Source organism: Psychrobacillus insolitus (assembly GCF_003254155.1).
In the GTDB taxonomy this organism is placed as follows: domain Bacteria; phylum Bacillota; class Bacilli; order Bacillales_A; family Planococcaceae; genus Psychrobacillus; species Psychrobacillus insolitus.
Genome location: NZ_QKZI01000007.1, coordinates 13,342 through 35,559, shown reverse-complemented (window position 1 = coordinate 35,559; position 22,218 = coordinate 13,342). Strand labels below are relative to the sequence as shown.

23 protein-coding genes are annotated in these 22,218 nt (G+C 35.2%); 14 read left to right on the top strand and 9 right to left on the bottom strand.

Annotated features, from left to right (window positions below; genetic code table 11):
- Positions 1-144 precede the first annotated feature (144 nt).
- The 4 genes from motA to C7437_RS13410 all read left to right on the top strand — a co-directional run bounded on the left by motA (position 145) and on the right by C7437_RS13410 (position 3,819).
- Positions 145-939: a flagellar motor stator protein MotA gene (gene motA, locus C7437_RS13425; protein WP_111440248.1), complete on the top strand. Its 795-nt coding sequence runs from the start codon at positions 145-147 to the stop codon at positions 937-939.
- Entirely contained in the window at positions 932-1,699 is a 768-nt protein-coding gene (motB, locus tag C7437_RS13420; protein WP_111440247.1) for a flagellar motor protein MotB, read from the top strand. Before motA ends, motB begins: the two co-directional genes overlap by 8 nt.
- Positions 1,700-1,807: 108 nt before the next feature.
- The gene (locus C7437_RS13415; protein WP_245909294.1) at positions 1,808-2,911 is read left to right on the top strand and encodes a PfkB family carbohydrate kinase; all 1,104 of its coding nucleotides are present in this window, start codon (positions 1,808-1,810) and stop codon (positions 2,909-2,911) included.
- Complete coding sequence (locus C7437_RS13410) at positions 2,908-3,819, top strand: pseudouridine-5'-phosphate glycosidase (RefSeq protein ID WP_111440246.1); 912 nt, start codon at positions 2,908-2,910, stop codon at positions 3,817-3,819. Before C7437_RS13415 ends, C7437_RS13410 begins: the two co-directional genes overlap by 4 nt.
- Before the next feature lie 128 nt (positions 3,820-3,947).
- On the opposite strand, the gene C7437_RS13405 is transcribed toward C7437_RS13410, so the two are convergent.
- The gene (locus tag C7437_RS13405; protein ID WP_111440245.1) at positions 3,948-4,565 is read right to left on the bottom strand and encodes an NAD(P)-dependent oxidoreductase; all 618 of its coding nucleotides are present in this window, start codon (positions 4,563-4,565) and stop codon (positions 3,948-3,950) included.
- Positions 4,566-4,994: 429 nt separating this feature from the next.
- Between C7437_RS13405 and C7437_RS13400 the strand changes: the two genes are divergently transcribed.
- The 4 genes from C7437_RS13400 (at position 4,995) to C7437_RS13375 (ending at position 8,444) form a co-directional block, all read left to right on the top strand.
- Entirely contained in the window at positions 4,995-5,396 is a 402-nt protein-coding gene (locus tag C7437_RS13400; RefSeq protein ID WP_245909293.1) for a hypothetical protein, read from the top strand.
- 308 nt (positions 5,397-5,704) lie between these two features.
- Entirely contained in the window at positions 5,705-6,193 is a 489-nt protein-coding gene (locus C7437_RS13395) for a hypothetical protein (protein WP_146249630.1), read from the top strand.
- A gap of 883 nt (positions 6,194-7,076) precedes the next feature.
- Positions 7,077-7,790 carry a ZinT family metal-binding protein gene (locus tag C7437_RS13380; RefSeq protein WP_111440242.1) on the top strand — a complete coding sequence of 238 codons (714 nt, stop codon included), beginning with the start codon at positions 7,077-7,079 and terminating at the stop codon, positions 7,788-7,790.
- A 192-nt stretch (positions 7,791-7,982) separates the two neighbouring features.
- Positions 7,983-8,444 (top strand): DUF2691 family protein, encoded by a 462-nt coding sequence (locus tag C7437_RS13375; protein WP_111440241.1) that lies wholly within the window; start codon positions 7,983-7,985, stop codon positions 8,442-8,444.
- 296 nt (positions 8,445-8,740) lie between these two features.
- On the opposite strand, the gene C7437_RS13370 is transcribed toward C7437_RS13375, so the two are convergent.
- Both C7437_RS13370 and C7437_RS13365 read right to left on the bottom strand, forming a co-directional pair.
- On the bottom strand, positions 8,741-8,962 hold the full coding sequence (locus tag C7437_RS13370; protein ID WP_111440240.1) for a DUF1128 domain-containing protein: 222 nt from the start codon (positions 8,960-8,962) through the stop codon (positions 8,741-8,743).
- Between the two features lie 66 nt (positions 8,963-9,028).
- The gene (locus C7437_RS13365; protein WP_111440239.1) at positions 9,029-10,396 is read right to left on the bottom strand and encodes an alanine/glycine:cation symporter family protein; all 1,368 of its coding nucleotides are present in this window, start codon (positions 10,394-10,396) and stop codon (positions 9,029-9,031) included.
- 201 nt (positions 10,397-10,597) lie between these two features.
- On the opposite strand from C7437_RS13365, the gene C7437_RS13360 reads away from it, so the two are divergent.
- Together C7437_RS13360 and C7437_RS13355 are read left to right on the top strand one after the other, a co-directional pair.
- Entirely contained in the window at positions 10,598-10,981 is a 384-nt protein-coding gene (locus tag C7437_RS13360) for a YtxH domain-containing protein (RefSeq protein ID WP_111440238.1), read from the top strand.
- Positions 10,982-11,007: 26 nt separating this feature from the next.
- Entirely contained in the window at positions 11,008-11,955 is a 948-nt protein-coding gene (locus C7437_RS13355; RefSeq protein ID WP_245909292.1) for a YihY/virulence factor BrkB family protein, read from the top strand.
- A 32-nt stretch (positions 11,956-11,987) separates the two neighbouring features.
- Here the strand turns inward: C7437_RS13355 and C7437_RS13350 are convergent, their stop codons facing one another.
- Positions 11,988-13,892: a heavy metal translocating P-type ATPase gene (locus tag C7437_RS13350; protein WP_111440237.1), complete on the bottom strand. Its 1,905-nt coding sequence runs from the start codon at positions 13,890-13,892 to the stop codon at positions 11,988-11,990.
- Positions 13,893-14,129: 237 nt separating this feature from the next.
- On the bottom strand, positions 14,130-14,315 hold the full coding sequence (locus C7437_RS13345) for an SE1561 family protein (RefSeq protein ID WP_111440236.1): 186 nt from the start codon (positions 14,313-14,315) through the stop codon (positions 14,130-14,132).
- A gap of 437 nt (positions 14,316-14,752) precedes the next feature.
- Between C7437_RS13345 and C7437_RS13340 the strand changes: the two genes are divergently transcribed.
- Complete coding sequence (locus C7437_RS13340; RefSeq protein WP_111440235.1) at positions 14,753-16,117, top strand: dihydrolipoyl dehydrogenase family protein; 1,365 nt, start codon at positions 14,753-14,755, stop codon at positions 16,115-16,117.
- 273 nt (positions 16,118-16,390) lie between these two features.
- Here the strand turns inward: C7437_RS13340 and rlmD are convergent, their stop codons facing one another.
- Genes rlmD through C7437_RS13320 form a run of 3 tightly spaced genes read right to left on the bottom strand, consistent with a single transcriptional unit; the run spans position 16,391 to position 19,571 of the window.
- Positions 16,391-17,764: a 23S rRNA (uracil(1939)-C(5))-methyltransferase RlmD gene (rlmD, locus tag C7437_RS13330; protein ID WP_111440233.1), complete on the bottom strand. Its 1,374-nt coding sequence runs from the start codon at positions 17,762-17,764 to the stop codon at positions 16,391-16,393.
- A gap of 52 nt (positions 17,765-17,816) precedes the next feature.
- Positions 17,817-18,623: a polysaccharide deacetylase family protein gene (locus C7437_RS13325; protein WP_111440232.1), complete on the bottom strand. Its 807-nt coding sequence runs from the start codon at positions 18,621-18,623 to the stop codon at positions 17,817-17,819.
- Between the two features lie 51 nt (positions 18,624-18,674).
- The gene (locus C7437_RS13320) at positions 18,675-19,571 is read right to left on the bottom strand and encodes a TIGR01777 family oxidoreductase (protein ID WP_111440395.1); all 897 of its coding nucleotides are present in this window, start codon (positions 19,569-19,571) and stop codon (positions 18,675-18,677) included.
- A 99-nt stretch (positions 19,572-19,670) separates the two neighbouring features.
- Here C7437_RS13320 and recX point away from each other — a divergent pair, with 99 nt between their 5' ends.
- From recX to C7437_RS13305, 3 genes are read left to right on the top strand one after another with little or no spacing between them, the layout of a single operon-like run.
- A complete protein-coding gene (gene recX / locus C7437_RS13315; protein ID WP_111440231.1) occupies positions 19,671-20,483 on the top strand; it encodes a recombination regulator RecX in 813 nt (270 codons plus the stop codon).
- Positions 20,476-20,805 (top strand): YfhH family protein, encoded by a 330-nt coding sequence (locus C7437_RS13310; RefSeq protein ID WP_111440230.1) that lies wholly within the window; start codon positions 20,476-20,478, stop codon positions 20,803-20,805. The genes recX and C7437_RS13310 overlap by 8 nt, the downstream gene beginning before the upstream one ends.
- Position 20,806: 1 nt before the next feature.
- Positions 20,807-21,073, top strand: a complete 267-nt coding sequence (locus tag C7437_RS13305; RefSeq protein ID WP_111440229.1) for a YfhJ family protein — start codon at positions 20,807-20,809, stop codon at positions 21,071-21,073.
- 93 nt (positions 21,074-21,166) lie between these two features.
- Here the strand turns inward: C7437_RS13305 and C7437_RS13300 are convergent, their stop codons facing one another.
- Entirely contained in the window at positions 21,167-22,147 is a 981-nt protein-coding gene (locus C7437_RS13300; protein ID WP_111440228.1) for a metal-dependent hydrolase, read from the bottom strand.
- Between the last annotated feature and the right edge of the window lie 71 nt (positions 22,148-22,218).

The window sequence follows — 22,218 nt, the reverse complement described above, 5'->3', positions numbered from 1 at the left end:
TATAGATTTTTCAAACAACTTGGTTAATGAAAGTCAAGATTTGTTCATAATTGCTGAGTTATTAATCGAGATTTCGATGTTTTTATTAAAATATGACTAAATCAGCCGAAATAAAGTAAAGGAATAGAATGTGGGGGTTAATGAATGGATAAGTCTACTGTAATTGGTCTTATTATAGGATTTGTTGCTTTAATAGTGGGGATGGTTTTAAAAGGTGTTGCATTAGTTGCGCTATTAAATCCAGCTGCTATATTAATAATTATTTTTGGTACAATAGCGACAATTGTTATCGGTTTTCCAATGAATGAGCTAAAAAGAGTACCAAGTCTTTTTGGAGTAATCTTTAAAGAGACTAAACTTGTACCAGATCATGAAGTTATCAAAATGTTCTCGAGCTGGGCAGATTTGGCTCGCAGAGAAGGGTTACTAGCACTGGAAGGAAAGACAGACGAAGTAGAGGATCCATTTTTGAAAAATGGGTTAGCTTTAGCAATTGATGGTCAAAATGCTGACTATATTCGAGATGTATTGACAGAAGAAATAGACGCTTTAGAAGATAGACATTCAGGCGGTGCACTAATTTTCACACAAGCTGGTACATATGCCCCGACACTAGGGGTGCTTGGAGCGGTAGTAGGCTTAATAGCAGCTTTAGGTGACATGAATGATATCGAAAAACTAGGCCATGCCATTTCCGCAGCTTTCGTTGCGACATTACTTGGGATTTTTACAGGGTATGTGCTATGGCACCCATTTGCAAATAAGCTAAAACGGAAATCTAAACAAGAGGTTCGCCAAAAAACAATGATGTTAGAAGGAATTCTTTCAGTTTTAGAAGGAGATGCCCCTCGTGTTATTGAACAAAAGCTAGCTTCCTACTTATCTATATCAGACCGTAAAAAAGTATTAAGCGAAAGTGGGGAGGCTGGACTTGGCTAAGAAACGTAAAAAACATCATGAGGAAGAAGAGATGGGAGAATCATGGCTTCTTCCCTATGCAGATATATTAACCCTACTATTAGCACTGTTTATCGTCTTATTTGCATCAAGTACGGTAGACGCAAAAAAACTAGAACAGATGTCACAAGTGTTTAATCAGGTATTTGATGGTGGAACTGGATTATTAGAACAACCTTCACCAATTGATGTACCGATCCAACCAAATAATACAAACAAAGATAGTGAAAGTTCTGCTTATATTGAAGATCAACAAGCCCTAGCTGAAATTCAAAATAGTGTAGATGAATATATTGCAGTTAATGTTTTGGAAAAGCAGTTTGCAACTAAATTAACAGAAGAGGGACTTCTTGTAACAATTCGAGATAGCATTTTGTTTGAAACAGGAGAATCCCAAGTGAATCCAGAGTATATCAATCTTGCAGAAGATATCTCAGATCTTTTAGTATTTGATCCACCTCGAAATGTAGTTATTACTGGACATACAGATAATATTCCTATATCTGGTAGTAAATACTCTTCTAACTGGGAGCTTAGTGTTATGCGATCTGTCAATTTCCTCAAAATTTTAGTTGATAAAAATACAATTGATCCTCTTTATTTTAGTGCAAAAGGCTATGGAGAATTTAAACCCGTCGCTTCTAATGATACGGTTGAAGGTCGTGCCAAAAATAGACGTGTTGAAGTATTAATCCAGCCTCTTGTTCTAGAGGATGGTACGTTAAATGAACAACCTGAATAAAAGATAAGTGAACTGATAACTATATAACTTAGTTATCAGTTTTTATTTTGACTTTTATTAAACAAAAGTTTATAATTGGAACAAAAGTTCAAAAGAGTGGAGGATCATATGTTGGAATCGAAGGAAATGCAAATACTGCAATATCTAACAAAAAATCCATATGCTTCACAGTTAGAAATTGCAAACAGTTTAAGTATGTCTAGACCCGCGATAGCGAACATAATTTCACAACTCATAAAAAACGGGAAAATTACCGGAAGAGCTTATATACTTCCTGAAAGCAAAGAAGTCATTTGCATAGGTGGTGCAAATGTAGACCGCAAATTTTCAGTGAAAAACAAAGTGCAAATGGGTACTTCCAATCCCGCTACTAGCGTACAAAGTGTGGGTGGAGTAGCAAGAAATATTGGAGAAAATTTAGGGAGACTTGGACATGATGTTCGTTTATTAACCGTTGTTGGGAATGATATAGAATATCAAATCATAGAAGGAGCATCTAGTCCTTGGATGAATCTATTTTCGGTAGAGAAGCTTTCTAACTTTGAAACAGGAACATATTCTGCCATATTGGATACTAATGGTGAAATGATCTTGGCATTAGCGAATATGGAAATATACGAACAGCTATCTGTGGAGTATATGAAAAAACAAGAAACGCATTTAGCGAATGCTCAATTATTAGTAGCAGATATGAATTGTCCAAATGATGTATTGGAATATTTGAAAGCTCTAGCTATAGCAAAAGAGATCCCCTTTGTTATCGTTCCAGTTTCTTCTCCTAAAATGGAAAGAATGCCTGAAGATTTAAAAGGAATTGAATTACTTATTCTGAATAAAGACGAGGCAGAGACATATTTGCAACTGCAAATTGAGGATGAAGATTCATGGGGAAGTGCAGCTTCTATATTTGTACAAAAGGGAGTCAAACATGTTGTAATAACGAATGGTAGCAAAGGTATTATGTATGCTAGTGAGACCAACAATAGTTTATTCATCCCAGCGATACATGTGGACCATATAGTTGATGTTACCGGAGCAGGGGATGCTTTTGTCTCCGGAACAATTCACGCATGGTTAGAAGGCGTTCAGATGAAAGAGGCTCTATTTGCAGGAGTGATAAATGCGAGTAAAACCTTACAAGCAACGGAGACAGTTCGAACAACGCTTTCTAAAGTAACTTTAAATAATGAATTGGAGGAATATTTATCATGAGAGAATTTTTAACGTATTCAAAAGAAGTAGAAGAAGGAATGGCTGCAGGGAAAGCGATTGTTGCATTAGAATCAACAATCATTTCACACGGCATGCCTTACCCACAAAATGTGGAAATGGCAAGAAAAGTGGAGCAAATTATTCGTGATAACGGAGCAGTTCCAGCGACTATTGCTATAATGGATGGAAAAATTAAAATTGGTCTTTCAGAAGAAGAACTAGAAACACTTGGTACAAGTAAAAATGCTAGAAAAACATCTAGAAGAGATCTAGCTTATGTAGTTGCATCTAAAGAAATTGGAGCAACAACAGTTGCATCAACAATGATTTGTGCAGAGCTAGCGGGTATTAAAGTGTTTGTAACTGGAGGTATTGGCGGCGTTCATAGAGGTGCAGAAGAAACAATGGACATTTCGGCTGACTTAGAAGAACTAGCTTCTACAAATGTTGCGGTAGTATGTGCGGGAGTAAAATCTATTTTAGATATCGGATTGACTCTTGAATACTTAGAAACGAAAGGTGTTCCAGTAGTTGGGTTCCAAACGGATAAATTCCCAGCATTCTATACGGCAACAAGTGAATTTGATTCCAATTTTAGATTAGATGAACCAATTCAAGTAGCAAGAATGCTCAAAGTGAAATGGGACTTAGGGTTAATAGGTGGAGCAATTATTGCAAATCCAATTCCAGCAGAAGATTCTCTAGCAGAAGAATATATTGACAGCATTATTACAACAGCTTTAAACGAAGCGACGGAAAATGGAGTTAAAGGAAAAGACGTAACACCTTTCTTATTAGGGAAAGTAAAAGAACTAACAGAAGGCAAGAGTTTAGAATCAAACATTGCATTAGTCTACAACAATGCAACAGTTGGAGCTAAAATTGCAGTTGAATTGAATAATCTATAATAAAAAATTTCCTGAGATATTCTCTCGGGAAATTTTTTTGTCCCTGTGTTAGAAACAATCACGAAAGTTTAAATATTCACGTTTGTTTAAAAAAACGTGAATATTTCTAACGCAGGGATATTTCACTACTAGTCACTCAAGGCAACAGACTGGTGGATAAATTCTTCATTCAAAATTGCCTGTAATAAGAAGTCGGCGACATCCGCTCGAGAAATTGTACGGCCGCCTTTAGGAACTCCAATCGTATCTTTACGATATTTCCCTGTAAACGGTTTGTCGTTTAGTCCTAAGGGTCTTGCAATCGTCCATTGTAAATCATTATCCTTTATCACAGCCACTGCATTGTGATGATCGTCTAGGACATTTCCAAGCAATTTCATTGTAAGTTTCCCAAAAACACCTGGTATTTCTTTGTCAATTCCCGCTGAAGTCATGTAAGCAATTCGCGACACCCGCTGTTCCTTCATACCCTGAACGATATTTTGCGTCATTTCATGAAGGATTGTTGTTTTTCGTAATCCAGTATTCGTTCCAAGTGTTGAAATAACTGCGTCATGCCCAAGAATGGCTTTCTTTACAGCAGATGCATCTGTTACATCTCCCTGAACAATCAAAAGGTTTGGATCGGAAATGTTAAAGTTACTTGGGTTTCTTACGAATGCTGTGACCGTATGGTTGTCAGAAAGCGCTTGCGTAACAAGTAACTTCCCTGTTTTTCCTGATGCGCCAAAAATTATTATTTTCATAAGTTCCCTCCAAGTTGAATTGGTTTACCAGTACTTAACTCTTATTCTAAGATACCATCGTTTTTTGTCCCTGTGTTAGAAACAAACATGAAAGTTTAAATATTCACGTTTGTTTAAATAAACGTAAATGTTTCTAACACAGGGATATTTCACTAAAAGGACTGTTTTAACATTGTTTTTAATTTTGGAGATAAGATAAAAATTAAAGATAATGGAGTGTATATAATAAAAAATGGAGAGGAAATAGAAAAACCTTTAAAATAAAAAAAATTTGGTATGAAACATGGATGAAATTAAAGGGTTTTTACCAAATCGATTGAATACATCTTTTTTCAATGATAGGTATATTTGGTTGAATATTAAGAGTAATTAGTTTACTAATCTATTAGACTTATATATAATTGAGAAAAACCATTGGGAGTTGATTTTATGCTTAATCGGATCCGTAAAAAATTGATTCCTGCACAAGAAATGGAAGAAGAAGTAGATAATATTTACGCTATCTTACCCCCGTCAGGAACCATTATAGGAGAGGCAACTGAAGAAGAAATGGAAAAGGCAGCAGAGCTTGAAATTAGACATATGGCTTTCATGAGATTGCAGGAAATGAATATACAATTTGATGGTGTGTCTTATAAAGAACTATTAAAAGATTTTCAAGATTTTGAAACTGATTCGAGTAAATTTTGGAGAGGTATATCCAGAAGGTTATCCGTTCCGTATGATTGGCCAACCAGAATTGATCATGCAATCGGCCTTATTTATATTGGCGAACACGATTTAAATGAAGAAGAAGAAGAAGAAGAAGAAGAAGAAGAAAGAGAAAATTGACCTTAAATTTATGCTTGGTATTTTGGAAATGATTATAAAAATAGGTAAGAAAAAATGACTGTAATTGTTGGGCTAGTGAGGAACTTTAATTTTAAAAATTTACTAACTAGGGTAGCTTTTGCTACTCTTTTTTTATTTGGTCATATAAATTTCTATTTTCTGGACCTGTAGGGACTATAAAATTAGTTTTTTGTCGCTGCGTTAGAAACAAACATGAATGTATCTAACGTGGGGATATTTAACTATATATTAAATTATTTCAACCTAAAATAGGTATTTATGTTAAAACGTTAATAAAGTATGTGAAGGTGGAGATTATTATTAGACAATTTATGGTTATTTTAATGGTTATAGCTATTTTCTTTATATCTGCTTGTAGTGAAAAGGATAATATTGCCCATTTCTCTTCTAAAGAAGAAACTTTGGAACATTTTGTTCAGAATGAAAATATTAAAGGAAATATTGATTTAATTACAACGACAAATGATGAAAGTTTATTAGTAATACAGTCAAGTGGAAATATATATTTCGTCGGTGAACTAGTGGAGGACAAGGAGGGATATTACGCTAAGAGAATATCGGACAATGTTGAAATGACAATAGGTGCAAGTTGGGAACTAAATACAATGAATAAGAATGAGTACACTATATTTTTTGAAAAGAACAAAGAAGATGCGAATTACATACATTTCTCTAATGGAGAATATGATATCTCGCTTGTAGAGGGACATACGATAAGTGAAAACACCTTGGCTTTAACAAGTGCGATAAAGGAAGTTGAAACAGTAAAAGATTAAATCATCTAACCGGTTAGCATAGGAAGGCATAATAATTTTTTATGGTAAAAGTAATGTATTAGTTCAAATATAATGGAATGACTAAAAGGTATTACTGGAACAGCAAGGGTAAGCTTATATGTGGAGGGCTAAAATGAAATTCTTCAGAGGTATGTCTAAAATAGAGTTAATTAATTGGAAAAAAGGAGCAATCCTTGGTTTTTACATCTATATGCTGCTATTTTTTATAAACTATATTTATTCACTAATATATGGAACTGAGCCTATTACTTCCGTTGTAATTTTTTGGACTGCATTTTTTTGTCCCTGTGTTAGAAACAAACGCGAAAGTTTAAATATTCACGTTTGTTTAAATAAACCTGAATGTTTCTAACGCAGGGACATTTCACTATTTTCTTGTGTATTCAATTTATCTAAAAACTCTTTAGCTTTCGGTGCTGGAATACCACTTGCTTTCTTCTTGTTCCAGCTGATGGGGCAAGTAAGTGAAAGTCTTGAAGGAATCAAATACATCTCACTAAATTCTCTTTTTGACACAGATGCAATTTTAAAAGGTGATGGTTATATGGTTCAATTTGTTATCCTGGCATTGGTTGGCATTGTACTTTATGCGATAGGAATACGTATATTTCAAGAAAAAGATTTACCATTATAATTAACAATCAACATGCACAAAGGAACAGTTCATTTTATTGCTGTTCCTTTTTAAATATCATTTTTTGTCCCTGTGTTAGAAACAAACATGAAAGTTTAAATATTCATGTTTGTTTCTAACACAGGGATATTTCACTTTGAATCGTTAAATTTTTACTTGACGTTCAAATTGGGTATGTATATAATTCTAAATAGTAATTATTACGATTTAGAAAAAGGAGTGTTATTTATGAAAATTTCATTTGCAACAGGGCTAAGTGTATTAGCTATTAGTTCACTACTAGTAGGGTGTCAGACTTCAGAACTAGCTGAAGGCTCTACTGAAACACAAGAGAAAATATCCGAAAGTCACACACATGTAAGTGAACATGCACAAGAACATAGCCATGCAAATGATGAAGAAACAAAACAAATTTATGACGGCTTTTTTGAAGATAGCCAAGTGAGGGATCGTTCACTTTTGGATTGGGAAGGAGACTGGCAATCAGTAGATCCATACCTACAGGATGGTACACTTGATGAGGTATTTGCGTATAAAGCAGAACAGGATGATGCCATGACATCTGAAGAGTATAAGGAGTATTATAATATAGGGTATCAAACAGATGCTGACCGAATCATGATTCAAGGTGATAATGTAACGTTCTTCAAAAATGGAAAAGAAAATTCAGGTGAGTATATCTATGATGGATACGAAATCCTAACATATGATGCGGGAAATAGAGGGGTAAGATACATATTTAAACTAGTAGAAAAAATCGAAGGGCTTCCTCAATTTATTCAATTTAGTGATCATAGTATCAAACAGAATGAATCTGACCACTATCATTTGTATTGGGGTGACGACCGTAAGGCTTTACTAGATGAAGTAACAAACTGGCCTACCTACTACCCATCAGAAATGGATGGACATGATATTGCACACGAAATGATGGAGCATTAAATTTTAAGAGCAATAATCTTTTTACTTTGAAATAGTAAATTTAACTAAAATTATGGGTGGCATGTTAGTAGCTTAGAGAGGAATACTTAGTTGTTTTTATTATTAAACAAACGTCGTGCGTTTCTACATTAAGTAGAGACGCTTTTTCACTGAAGGTGCAGATTAATTTTAAAAGAGAAATGGGGATTACGAGTGAGAGGTATATCTTTTGAAATTCCAAACGCCTACGGGAAGTATTTGTTTGAGATATTAGATGGTATCAATATAAAAGGATTAACTTGGAAAATTGGCGGAGGAGAATCATACTTTATTGACAATAATACTTTAGGAAACCCACTATTCCCAACAAATTGCATAATAAATGGGGAAGGGCTGCATAAGGAAATTTCAAAAGAAGATTATTACCTTATATTTGTTGATTTAAAGGAATTTACGAAAAATTCAGATGTGAGAGAAATTGCAACTTATCAAGAATTTGTTGAAAGTGAATGTAAATTTGTACTCCTACTGGTCGATTCCTCATATGTAACGATTTATTCAAAAGACCAAATAAATATTAAGAATATATTCTCTAGGGCAGTAACTGCTGGTTACAAAAATATAGAGTATATTACAGATGAAAATGATACAAGAACCACGTTGATAGCTTTTTAATACATTATTTTTTGTTCCTGTGTTAGAAACAAACGTGAATGTTTCTAACACAGGGACATTTCACTAGTAAAATATTTTAGCACATTTTAAAAATGAACAAAATGAGTATACGACATATCCGTAAATAAGTGCAAAAAAGAGACTTTTCTCTTATATTTGTACTTATTTTAAAATATGTCGTATATCGATTTTGCTCATTTGTTGATATCACAGTTTTTAGGAGATTGCTCATCAGTTATTTGCAACACGGGAATAAATATAAAAAAATTCCCGAGAGTAAAATCTCGGGAATTTTCTTATTTACGCAAGTTTCCTAACTCAGATGCAATTGCTTGCATTTCGCTTGGGCTAAAAGTATCTCTCTTTTTAACCATTTCATATAGATAAACAAGATCTTCGTATTGAGTTGCATTAAAGTTCTCTGGCTTCATTGCGTCCCCATTTGCCATGCGAAGTTTATCTTTGATCGTCTCAATCATAAACGTCACGTTTTCAACAGAAGGCTGTGATAAATTCATATATTCGTACCTACCTTTCATACACTAGAATGTAATCATTTCATTCTAAGCAACGATTGTCAAATACTAAATAGATTTACCAGCTTGTTTAGCAAGCTTCTCTTCTTTTAATTTATCTTGAATACGTTTTGTTTCATACACTACTACTCCAGATAGACCAAGAAGACCTATTAAGTTTGGTATCGCCATTAAAGCGTTAGTAATATCAGAGAACGTCCAGATTAAATCTAGAGAAACGACAGAACCGATGAATACCATGATTACGAATGCAATGCGGTATACGATTAATAATGAAGGACTCTTGAATAAGTATTGGAAACATTTTTCTCCGTAATAAGCCCAACCAAAAATAGTTGATGATGCAAAGAAAATTAATCCTATTGCTACAACAATTGGTCCCCAGTCCCCAAGGAAATGTCCAAATGCAGCGGAGGTTAATTCGTTAGCTGGAAGATTAGGATCTTTGTATAGTCCAGACATTACAATTGTCACACCTGTAATGGAACAGATAATGAATGTATCAATGAATACTTGAGTCATTGATACCAGTGCTTGTCGTCCAGGAAGATCCGTTTTTGCTGCAGCTGCAGCGATAGGAGCGGATCCCAAACCAGCTTCATTGGAGAATACACCACGTGCGATACCATAACGAATAGCAGCACCAATAGCGCCACCAGCAGCAGCTTCACCTGAAAATGCCATTTTGAAAATTGTAGCAAAAGCGTCAGGAACCGCAGTTATGTTTGTTATCATAACGATTAATCCTGCTAATAAATAAAATAAGGCCATAACCGGTACGAATATTGCGGTAACATTACCGATAGATTTAATACCCCCAAGAATAACAAGTGCAGTAAATATAGTAAGTATAATTCCTGTAATCCAAGTATCTAATCCGAATGTTGATTTGACTGCACCGGCTACAGAATTGGATTGTGTTCCATTTCCGATACCAAATGCTGCGATTGCACCAAAGATTGCAAATAGAACAGCTAACCATTTTTGCTTTAATCCATGTTCTAAATAGTACATTGGACCACCAGCCATTTGACCGTTTGCATCTTTTACACGAAATCTTACTGCTAATATAGCTTCACTATATTTTGTTGCCATCCCGAAGAATGCAGATAACCACATCCAGAATATCGCACCTGGTCCACCAAGTACTACTGCAGTAGCAACGCCTACGATATTACCAGTACCAACTGTTGCTGCAAGTGCAGTCGTCAGTGCTTGGAATTGAGTAATATCTCCTTCAGCTGACTTATCATGATTTTTAGAGAATACTAGTTTTAAAGCAGTAGGTAAAAGTCTTACCTGTAAAAAACCTACTCGGATTGTTAAATAGATTCCTGTCCCTACGATTAATATTAATAGTGGAATCCCCCATAAAAAGGACGAAACATGACCTAAAAATTCATTCAATTTTTCCATCTATCCATGCCCCCATTTTCTAATAGTCTTTTTTATCACGTGAACCGCTTTCTTTTCTATGTACGCCTCCCTTATTTACAATGTTCATAAAATTTAACGATTAAGTCAAGACTATTTTTGTGGAAAAGTAAATTATTTGTTTTAATCGTTTAAAGCAAGGGTATAATTAAAAGCATATATAGTAAAAATGGAGGCAATATTATGAGTGAAAATAAATTAGTTAAAGGTATCATTTACGGTGCAATTGTAGGAGGAACTTTAACGTTATTAGATAGAAAGACAAGAGACTCTGTGGTAAATAAAACAAGATATGTTAGAAATGAAATACGTTATTATAGTAATAATAGAGCTGAATTGAAAAATACAGTTGATAGTCAAATAACAAAATGGACTTCAGTTTATAATCAATTTGCTGCTGATGCGACGTATTTATCGCAAAAAGTGGGAGAAGTAAAAGAAATGACTCCGCAAGTTAAAACATTAATAACAGATACAAAAGATGCATTTACACAGTCAAAAGATGAATACAAATCGATTGTTGTACCAGACCCTGAGCCAACGAGTATTTTTGAAGAAAAAAAGTAATACTTGAAAAGAAAGGCGAGGATGTATTGAAAAGAGAAAGTATAGATAATCATTCTTCAAATAAACAAACATCCTCTTCTAACTGGTTTAATAAATTAAAGTTTTTAAACATGAAAGCAAAGAAAGGCAGCAATACAGAACAAGATTTGACTACGTGGTCTGGATATTTTAAAAATCTTCTTGAACATATCCAAAGAGCAGATATTACAGGTTTAGCAGCCCAATTAGCATACTTTTTCTTGTTATCACTATTTCCATTACTTATTTTTATTGTTACACTATTGCCCTATTTGAACTTGGACGAAGCACAAGTATTTCGATTTATAGAAAATTATGCTCCAGCAGAGGTATATATTCTTATTGAAGGAACTTTATCCGATATTTTACTTAATCGAAATGGTGGACTCTTATCAATCGGGATAATTGGTACGATTTGGTCTGCTTCTAATGGGATGAATGCAATTGTAAAATCATTAAATAGTTCGTATGAAATTGAAGAGACTAGGCCCTTTTTTATCGTTAGGGGATTATCGGTTGTCTTTACATTATTGATGATTGTATTGTTCATCATCGCACTAATATTACCAGTGTTTGGACAACAAATTGGATCTATTCTGTTTTCATATTTTGGCTTTGAAGAGAGTTTTATAAAACTATGGAATAATTTAAGGTGGACAATTACTCCACTTATTATGTTTGTTGTTTTAGTGGCATTGTATTGGATTGTACCTAACCAAAAGTTATTTTTGAAAAGTGTTTTGCCAGGAGCAGCTTTTGCGACCATAGGCTGGATTTCTGTATCTCTAGGTTTCTCTTACTACGTTACTAACTTTGGAAATTATTCTTCAACATATGGAAGCATCGGGGGAATAATCGTTCTTATGCTTTGGTTGTACATTACTGGCATAATCTTATTAGTTGGTGGGCAAATAAACGCAGTCATGCAAGAAAGAAAAATAGCTTTAAAAAAATAAAGATCGGAGGGATCATTTGATCCCTCTGATCTTTATATATTTCTATTAAGCATTCTTAATCCGTTTAAAATTACTAAAATTGTACTTCCTTCATGGCCAATAACACCTAAAGGCAGATTCACTATTTGTAGGAAGTTTGAAATGATTAAAATAGCAATCACAGTAATAGAAAATACAATATTTTGTTTTACGATACGCTGCATTTTACGCGACATCCTCACGGCATATGCGATTTTAGATAAATCATTTTTCATCAAGATGACATCAGCAGTTTCTAATGCTACATCTGTTCCTTCGCCCATTGCAAAGCCTGTCGTAGCTGTTGCAAGAGCTGGAGCATCATTAATGCCATCTCCGACCATTCCCACAAATTCATGTTCTTTCAATAAATCTTTCATGTGTTTTACCTTTGTTTCAGGTAAACATTCCGCGATGTATTGATCTATTCCGGCTTCTTTTGCAATAACACTAGCTGTTTTTTCATTGTCACCTGTTAGCATTATTGTCTTGATGCCTAATGATTTCAAGAGTTTAATCGCTTCTTTTGCTTCTTCTCGTACAGTATCTTTTAATGCTGCTGCAGCCGCTATTCCTTTTCCATCTCTTAAAAAGATTACAGTTTTACCTTCATCTGCTAGAGATATAGCAACACCATTTTGGAAGGCGAATGCATCCTCTTTATTGACAAAGGCTGGTTTTCCAACAAGAATTTCTTCCCCATCTATGTTAGCTTTTAACCCAAATCCAGGTACATCTTCAATGTGGATAATTGGAAATTGTGTAATACCTTCTGACTTTGCAAAGGAAGTGATCGATTGTGCGAGTGGGTGGTTCGATTGACTTTCAATGGTTGCAAGTAATGTAAGTGTAGCTAAGCGATCTAAGTCTTCACGTACAAAAAAGTCTGTTACGATAGGTTTACCTTGTGTCAATGTTCCAGTTTTATCTAACGCGATTGCTTTCATTTCACTTACATTTTCTAAATGTACGCCACCTTTAAACAAAATCCCGTTTTTGGCACCGTTAGAAATAGCTGCAAGAGTTGCTGGCATAACTGCAGCGACGAGTGCACATGGAGAAGCTACAACTAGTAGAACCATTGCACGGTAGAAAGTTGTAGTCCAGTCCCATCCGAGTAAATAATGAGGAAGGAACATCATAACGACAACCGATAAGAGCACTACTTTTACATACGTGCTTTCAAATCTTTCGATAAATTGTTGAGCAGGTGATTTTTCATTTTGAGCAGTTTGAACAAGATCAATAATTTTTTGGAAAAGGGAGTCTTCGTTTGCTTTCGTCATTTCCATCGTGATGGCACCACTAATATTTACTGTACCAGCGAATAGCTCATCTCCATCAAATTTTGAAACAGGAATTGATTCTCCACTAATTGCAGCTTCATCTATTGCAGTGGACCCACTAATGATTACTCCATCAGCCGGAATTCTTTCACCCGGTCTCACGACTAATCGATCACCTAGAACTAATTCACTTACCGATACACGAATTGTAGAACCATCGTCTTGCAGTCTCCATGCTTCTTCTGGTTGAAGCTTCATAAGGGAAGAGATTTCTTTTCTACTCTTATTCATTGTATATGTTTCCATTGCACCACTAAGAGCAAAGATGAAAATCAGAATAGCGCCCTCCGTCCAGTATCCGATAATTGCAGATCCAATTGCGGCTAAAATCATTAGTAGTTCTACATTTAGCTGTTTGTGTTTAATTGTTTCTTGTAGTCCTTCTTTTGCTTTGGCAAATCCTCCAATAACAAATGCTAGTAGATAAAAAACAACGGAAGCTGTTTCGTAGTCAGATTTGTCAAGTGACCAAGCTATTAGAATTAATACACCCGAGGAAAGGGCTGCGACTAACTCAATATTAGAAAGTAGCGATTTGAATAGCGATTTTTCGTTTTCTTCGATTATTGACATGAGATAACCTCCTTGATAATGAATTTCAATATTAGTTTGTTTATAAAAAGACGAAAATGGATTTCTATGTAGAAATCCATTTTACATTCATTGCTTATTTATAATAATTATAATCTAGTGTGTGATTCTCGTCAATCAAATTGTATTAGTTATAAATAGGCTAATTATAAGTATGTACTTTTTAACTTTATTCATCATGAATCTCCGCAAAAGCATGAAAAAAAGAGCAGCTAGAAGCTACTCTTTACTATTTTTAAACTGTTCCATTTTTAATTCTAAGTCATCCATCATTTGGATAAGACGGTCTATATCTTCTAGTTCAGTTGTTTCGGGTTCAATTGAATCTAAAACTTCTAAAAACATTTCTAGACGATTTTTTAGATAAGATACTTGTTGTTCTGGATTTGATATTTGTTTACCCACAGAAAAACACCTCACTTTATATGTATAAGAATAGTACAAAATGGAAAGAAAAGATAGTTCTAAGGAAATGTTTTTAAAAATTATTTGTTTTGAATGTTTACAATTTTCTGTTTATATGTTAAAGTAACTTTAAGGCATACATAGAAGGGGGGACGGAGTGAATAGTTGAAAACAGTTACTTACTTAGAAAGAGGGTGGATAGACATTTCACCGACGATACGTCGAAAAATGCAGTTATGATTAAAAAAGATGATAATAGTTATATATAAAAGGCTCAGTCTATCTCATGTAGATATTGATTGAGCCTTTTGTTGTGCAATTATTTATCCAGTAAATAGTTCAACGTTTATGTAAAATTGTTAAACTGTTGTTTTTTTCTTTCTAGGGCATTGTTCTAAACTTGCCTACATGGTAACGTAGTGGCGAGGTGAGAAAGTTTGGAACAATTTGATTTAGCGGTGATAGGTGCAGGTGCAGGAGGTTACGCAGCAGCGGTTCATGCGGCGAAAAGTGGCATGAAGGTAGCGTTAGTTGAAAGAGATCGAGTAGGTGGCGCTTGTTACAATAACGGCTGTGTACCATCGAAAATTATGCTCGAGCATAGTAAGTTGTTACAGGAATTTAGACGAGCTCAAGAGTGGGGAATTGAGGCCGATGAAATTCGCGTTAATTTCCCGAAGTTAATGAAGCGTAAAGATTCTGTGGTGGATGAATTATTGTACAATATGGAAGGGTATATTCGTGAGAGTGATATTATGTTTTATCGTGGAGAAGCGAATGTATCTAAGGATTTAACAGTGACTGTGACCAATCGGGCCTTTAAAGCGCGGGACATTATTTTAGCAACAGGTAGTAAGCCGTTTGTTCCTACTTTTAAAGGACTTGAAACGACTACGTATCTTACGACAGATACTTTCTTTGATTTGACAGAGCTTCCTAAGCAGTTAACCATTGTTGGTGGTGGTGTCATTGCGGTTGAACTGGCATTTAGTTTAGCAGCGCTTGGTACAAAGGTGACAATGTTGAATCATAGTAAGGACATATTGCAAACAGAAGAGCCAGAAGCAAGACCGCTTATTCGCAAGAAAATGAAGCAACTTGGTATTGATCTGGTATTAGACTTTGATTTTGATTATTTTGATGGCAATCAAATACATACGTCAAAAGGTATTTTTACATATGAAAATTTGCTGTTTGCAACAGGGCGTCGTCCAAATGTAGAAATTGCTAAATCACTTGGTTTAGAATTCGATGGTCGTTTAATAGGGGTCACTGGGCACTGTGAAACGAGCTTGCCACATGTGTATGCGATTGGTGATTTAGTTGGAGGTTTCCAACTTGCCCATGCTGCAAGTGCTGAAGGAAAACATGTGGTTGATACTCTTTTAGGGAAAAATCCGGATGTTATCGATCAGATGTTGATTCCACGTTGCGTATATTCGCAACCTGAAATTGCGACATTTGGCTTGTTAGATTACCAAGTAGGAGAAGATCATACAATCGTTACATTACCATTAGATACAAATCCGAAGGCACTTATAGAAGGCAATCGTACGGGCTTTGTGAAATTAATTGCCTCTACTGTGGATGCAAGTATTATAGGAGCATGTGTTGTCAGTGACGGTGCAACTGAAATTTTGAATTCCATATTGGCAACTAAAGTAACAGGAGGAACAGCGGAGCAATTGACACATGTCATTTTCCCACACCCAACTGTGTCAGAGCATATTGGAGAAGCAGCAAGTGCTGTATTTAATAGAGCGGCAAGTGCGCTGGAAGGTAGAGAAATTGTGATGCGTTAAGGGATAGAGCATAGGCAAAAGGCTAACTCCGATGGATGGGTTAGCCTTTTTTTGGGGGGCACTTCAGAGCGCGGTTTTCGCGACGAGGAGGCTCACCGCACGCCCCACGGAAAGCGGCCGCTCGCAACAAAATCTGAGCGGATCCGGATTTTTTTTCATAGATATTGATAAAAAAATGACACTAGTGAAATTCCATCCCTTTCTCCTGTTTGATCGAGAAGGGGATTTTATTTCACCAATGTCATATATTGTACAACCGTTTTTTCAACTATATTATTTTAATTCAAGTAATGTAACAGCTTCAACATGAGATGTCTGAGGGAACATGTCTACTGGTTGAATGTATTTAACGTCATAAATTTCTGTTAAAGCTTCTAAATCTTTTGCAAGTGTAGAAGGATTACAAGATGTATAGACAAAGCGTTGTGGCTTTATCTCTAAAATGGATGTTAGTAATTCATCATCTAAACCAGAACGAGGTGGATCGACTGTTAGTACATCAGGAACGAAACCTTCATTTTTCCATTTTTGTAACCAGTGCTTCGCAGTACCATTTACAAATGTCGTATTACTGAAACCATTACGTTTTGCATTTCTTTTGGCATCTTTAATGGACTCCTCCACGATATCCATCCCACGAACTTCTTTTGCATTTTTTGCAAGCCAAAGTCCAATTGTTCCAACACCACAGTAAGCATCTACTACCGTTTCTTCTCCTGTTAATGCTGCAGCTTTTTCAATTTCATTGTATAAGTATACCGTTTGTTCTGGATTTAGTTGGAAAAATGCTCTAGCCGATAAATCGAAAGCAAGTCCGCCAAGTTTTTCTTGAATCGTTTCTTTTCCAAGTAAGTTAAATGTAGTATCCCCGAAAATTAGCGATGTGTCTTCTGCATTTATATTTTGACTGATGGATACAATATTCGGGTCTATTTCACGTATTTTCTGAACTAACTCTTCTTTACGTGGCATTTTCTTTTGAGTCGTAACGAGTGTAACTTGAATTTGGCCAGTCTTTATACCAGTTCTAACAACAATTGTGCGGACAATTCCTTTAGAAATTCTACCATCGTAAATAGAAATATTTAGTTCTTCTAACTGTTTTTTAATTTCGTTTGTAATATGCGTAGTAACTGGATGTTGTACGGCACATTCGTTAATGTCTATTAACGTGTTAGATTCTTCCGCATACAATCCCGCGATTACTTGATCGCCATCTTCTCTTACTTGGAACTGACTCTTGTTTCGGTAATGCCATGGATTATCCATACCAATTGTGTCTCGTACTTCAATTGTTTGGGCTAAATCTTTCACATAACGTTCAAGTGCTTGAATAACCAAGTCTCTTTTCTCAATAAGTTGTCTGTCGTAAGACATATGTTGCAATTGACAACCACCGCATACGCCGTATATAGAACACGGAGGGGTTACTCGGTCAGGAGATGCTTCTCGTATTGTTTTAATAATCGCTTGTGCATATTTTGATTTAGTTACAGTTACTTCTGCAGTAATTACTTCACCGGGTAAAGCACCCTTTACGAATATAGCAGTACGTTTGAAAAAGCCAACACCTTCTCCGTTAATGCCTAATCTCTTAATCGTTAGTGGGAATTGTTGTCCCACTTGTATCGTTTCTTGTTCTATCATTCCGTCACGTCCTTTTACCTTTATCATCTTGTTTCTATTATAAAGGACAAGCTCAAGGAAGAAAAGAAAGCGGAATATCCAGATTATTCATGTTAAGTTCATTGAGGGATCCAAATGTGTACCCCATTTTTCTAGCTTCTTTGATGAACATAGGAAGACCCTCTGCATTATCAGGGGAAACGGTATGCATTAATATGATTGCTCCAGGATGAATTTGAGCCATTAATTGGTCATATGCATACTTTCCGCCTTTTCTCTGATCTTTATGCCAATCAATAAAAGCAACAGACCAAAATATATGCTGATAGCCAAGTTCATTGGCTGCTTCTAAAACTTGTTCATTAAATATGCCTTCAGGTGGTCTAGTAACAGTCGTTCTTTCTAATGAAGTAAGTTCTTTTAAACGGTTATCAAATTTCTCTAGCTCTTTTTTTATTCCTTCTTTAGAAAGTCGTGCTAAATTGGGGTGTCCATAAGAATGGTTACCTATTTGGTGTCCATCTTCAATCATTCGCTTAACAAGAGGAGTAGCACTCTCTAAATAATGCCCTGTTAAAAAGAAAGTAGCACTAATTTTTTCTGTTTTCAGTGTATCTAAAATACTCTCTGTATAGCCGTTTTCATAGCCATTATCAAATGTAAAATAAATTATCTTTTTATCAGCAGTACCTTTATAAACGGCTCCGTGCTTTTCAAGGATTGCATCAAGCTCTGCTCCAGCTTCCGCTTGCTTTTCCCCTGTTGCTTTCTTTAATCCCCAATGAATTTCTCCTGCCTGTGCAGAAAATGGCTGATAGAATATTCCCATACTAAGAATTGTAGCTGCTATTACGATTCCCCAAAAATGCTGTTTCCACATAAAAACGCAACCTTTCTTTTTTAGTAGGTTGCGTTTTTATCATTTATTTATTCATGAGTAAATATGATATAATGCTTTTGATAAATCAGGAAATTCAAACATAAATCCATTTTCAATTAACTTTTCTGGATAAACGTTTTGTCCTTCTATAACAAGTTGACTTTTTTCACCTAATGCAAGTTTTAATGCAAATGCGGGAACAGGAAAATAGTGTGGACGATTTAAAACAGTTGCTAATGTTTTTCCAAAATCATTCATTCTTTTTGCGTTCGGAGCAGTAACATTAAAAGCACCGTGGATATCGTGTTCAACTGCAAAAAGTAGTGCATTTGCAACATCTTTAACATGAATCCAGGACATCCAATTTTTTCCTGAGCCGATTTTCCCTCCAACAAACAGCTTGTAGGGAAGTGCCATTAGTGGAAGTGCACCATCGTTTTTTCCTAAAATAATGCCAAACCTTCCACAAGCTACTCGAATACCAAATTGCTCTGCTGTTATAGCTTTTTGTTCCCAGTCTTGTACTGTTTTAGCTAAAAAATCAGAACTCAGGTCTGTAGACTTCTCTGTATATATTTTATCATTTGAGGCGGGATAAATACCTATTGCACTTGCATTAACGAGTACTTTAGGTTTGTTATTTAGAGACTTGCATATACGAAGTAATTCATCAGTTGCTTGCATTCTACTGTTGTAAATTTTTTCTTTTTGCTCAGTTGTCCATCTACCATTATTAATCGATTCACCAGCTAGATTAATAAATGCATCGATTCCTTCTAATTCTTGCTCGGGAGTAGCGCCATCTGTTAGCCATTGAATAGACGTAACATCTTTTATCTTTTTATTGTCAGAACGGGACAAAATATATACTTCATGCCCTTTTTGTAAAAGTAGTTTTGTCAATTCTCTACCTACAAATCCAGTACCGCCAGTAATTGCTATTTTCATATTTTCCATGCCCCCTTTAGCCCATTTTAGCATGTCGAAAGCTTATCTCCTACGAACATATACGTTATAATGAGGAAAGATGAATGGAGAGGTTTACTTATGCCAGTAATAACTAGGATAGGTCGTCAAAAGAACAATAAGGAGCGATATAATTTATACTTAGATGAAGTGTATGCTTTTAGTGTGGATGAAGCCGTTCTGATCAAATATCAACTTTCAAAAGGAAAAGTAATGGAAGGCTTTGCACTAGATGAAATCGTTTTTGATGATGAAGTAAGGAAAGCTTATAATAAAGCGATTACCTTTTTAAGTTATCGCATGCGAAGTGAACATGAAGTAAAGAAAAAACTACAAATGAGCGAATTTGGAGAAGCAGTTATTTTAGAAGCAATTCGAAAACTGTATGAACATGGTTTTCTTAATGATGAAAGCTTTACAAAAGCATTAGTAGCTACTCAAAAGAAAAACAGCAAAAAAGGACCTACAGCTATTCGACAGGATTTAAAGAAAAAGGGAATTGAAAAAGGACTTCAAGAAGAAGTGTTAGCGACATACACAGAAGATGAACAAGTAACAATTGCCAGTACGTTAACAGAAAAAATAATCAATCAAAGTCAAGATAAGACGCCAAGACAAGTAAAACAAAAAGTTCAAGACACATTGCAACGAAAAGGATATAATTTTTCGATTATCTCTCAAGCACTTGCCCAGTTCGATTTGGAAAAAGAACAAGATGAGTGGGTTGATATTATTGCTACACAAGGAGATAAGGTTTGGAGAAAGTATTCATCAAAATATTCAGGATTTGATTTGAAAAAACGAGTGAAACAAGCGCTATATCTCAAAGGCTTTCCTGGTGAACAGATTGACATTTATATAGAGAAAAAGGAGTTTGAATTACAAGATGAGTGAAAAGAAATATGGAGAAATGTCGGAACAAGAACTTAGAACGGAAATAGCAAACTTGAAAGAAAAATCACGTAAAGCGGAATCATTAGGCATTATTAATGAATATGCAGTTTATGAAAGAAAAGCAACGATGGCACAATCATACTTAATAGACCCATCAAATATAAAACCTGGTAATATGTATCGTATTTCCAGTGACCCAGGAATGTTCTTTCAAGTAGAATATATAAAGGGAAGATTTGCTTGGGGATACCGATTAGGTGGAGACAAATATGAAGAAGCATTACCGATTTCATTACTCGAACCAATAAAGGAAGGTAAATAATATGAATGATAAAATAACAGAGTTAACAAATGTATTACTGGAAAAAAACGAACAATTATCGGCTGCTAAAGCAAGAACGTGGATTGAACTATTATGGTCAGATTTTGAATCTTCTTATGCTCGCGCGGGTTATGATTATAAAGGTGCCGCTGTAACAGAAATGGTTATACGAAAATGGATTGAAGGATACGGACATCAACTTCATGAATTTGCCAACTCAAATGAAAAATACAAACATTTACTAGAAGTAGACGACTTTGAAAATTAATATAAAAAAACGCTAGGACCAATAAATCCTAGCGTTTAAATATTTAGATGGAAGAAGCGTATCTTGTCTTAGTTTCTAGGGTAATTCTACATTTCAAAGTGGAGTGAAGTCGAGTTTTTTGTGAAGCTTATCCTCACTGAAAATCCAACCAGTATAGGAATTGACCACTTCTAAATCTTCGTTTAAATGAGCCACTGCTACAAATGGATAATAGTCATTGCTACGATACCGTAAATCGATTAAACGAACTTCGAATATTTGATCGTGCTCTGTAATTTCCCATCTATAAATAGGTGAGAAAGAAATGAATGCACTCAAGTTTTTATCTTTCAATGCAGCTGTAACTAAATCTGAATCTGGTATAGAAACACGATCAAATTTATCATATACGGTAATAGAACGGCCATAAGCACGTCCAACATAATGATGTGATTTAGAAATTGCAGCTACTCGCCACTCGAAAAATTTCATCGTTGGAGCAACGATAATTTCATCAGCATCGGGAATCGTATGAAGCACTGAATTTTTCACAGCTTTCTGGACAGCAAATCGTAATATATAATAACCTACCATGATGATGTACATAATTAAAAATGTAGGTACTGGATTTGCACCAAGCATCCAAAATAATAAACCAACTACGTGAAAACCAAAAATAATTGGATCAAATGTATTTATAACACCAAGCGCAACCCATTTCCTAGAAAATGGTCGTAATGCTTGGGTTCCATAGGAATTGAAAATATCTACAAAGACATGCACAAACACAGCTAAAAATGTCCATAGCCATAAGTGCAACCAATTTGCATCCGGCATTATTAACCACAATACTCCTGAAATCAGGAGCGGCCATAGTATGACAGCAGGAATGGAATGTGTAATTCCACGATGATGTCTAATGTAAACAGCATTATTTCTAAGTTTTAATACTGTATCTATATCAGGTGCTTGGGAACCGATAATTGTACCTGCAATAACAGCAGTAGTTGTGATTGAATGGCTTGCTACGACTGGGTCAGCGAGTGCTAAGCCACCTAGAGCAATACCCATTACAATATGTGTACCTGTATCCATGCTACATCTGCTCCTTTTTGGATAACTAGTTAACTTTATCATAAGTTAAAATCGGGAAATAACAAAGTACT

Bases quoted from the DNA above. Each gene is read 5' to 3' on its own strand.
- motA (WP_111440248.1), top strand. From the start codon at position 145: ATGGATAAGTCTACTGTAATTGGTCTTATTATAGGATTTGTTGCTTTA.
- C7437_RS13405 (WP_111440245.1), bottom strand. From the start codon at position 4,565: ATGAAAATAATAATTTTTGGCGCATCAGGAAAAACAGGGAAGTTACTT.
- C7437_RS13400 (WP_245909293.1), top strand. From the start codon at position 4,995: ATGCTTAATCGGATCCGTAAAAAATTGATTCCTGCACAAGAAATGGAA.
- C7437_RS13320 (WP_111440395.1), bottom strand. From the start codon at position 19,571: ATGAAAATAGCAATTACTGGCGGTACTGGATTTGTAGGTAGAGAATTG.
- C7437_RS13310 (WP_111440230.1), top strand. From the start codon at position 20,476: ATGAGTGAAAAGAAATATGGAGAAATGTCGGAACAAGAACTTAGAACG.
- C7437_RS13305 (WP_111440229.1), top strand. From the start codon at position 20,807: ATGAATGATAAAATAACAGAGTTAACAAATGTATTACTGGAAAAAAAC.
- recX (WP_111440231.1), top strand. From the start codon at position 19,671: ATGCCAGTAATAACTAGGATAGGTCGTCAAAAGAACAATAAGGAGCGA.
- C7437_RS13360 (WP_111440238.1), top strand. From the start codon at position 10,598: ATGAGTGAAAATAAATTAGTTAAAGGTATCATTTACGGTGCAATTGTA.
- C7437_RS13300 (WP_111440228.1), bottom strand. From the start codon at position 22,147: ATGGATACAGGTACACATATTGTAATGGGTATTGCTCTAGGTGGCTTA.
- C7437_RS13325 (WP_111440232.1), bottom strand. From the start codon at position 18,623: ATGTGGAAACAGCATTTTTGGGGAATCGTAATAGCAGCTACAATTCTT.
- rlmD (WP_111440233.1), bottom strand. From the start codon at position 17,764: ATGATAGAACAAGAAACGATACAAGTGGGACAACAATTCCCACTAACG.
- C7437_RS13410 (WP_111440246.1), top strand. From the start codon at position 2,908: ATGAGAGAATTTTTAACGTATTCAAAAGAAGTAGAAGAAGGAATGGCT.
- C7437_RS13415 (WP_245909294.1), top strand. From the start codon at position 1,808: ATGTTGGAATCGAAGGAAATGCAAATACTGCAATATCTAACAAAAAAT.
- C7437_RS13350 (WP_111440237.1), bottom strand. From the start codon at position 13,892: ATGTCAATAATCGAAGAAAACGAAAAATCGCTATTCAAATCGCTACTT.
- C7437_RS13370 (WP_111440240.1), bottom strand. From the start codon at position 8,962: ATGAATTTATCACAGCCTTCTGTTGAAAACGTGACGTTTATGATTGAG.
- C7437_RS13380 (WP_111440242.1), top strand. From the start codon at position 7,077: ATGAAAATTTCATTTGCAACAGGGCTAAGTGTATTAGCTATTAGTTCA.
- C7437_RS13365 (WP_111440239.1), bottom strand. From the start codon at position 10,396: ATGGAAAAATTGAATGAATTTTTAGGTCATGTTTCGTCCTTTTTATGG.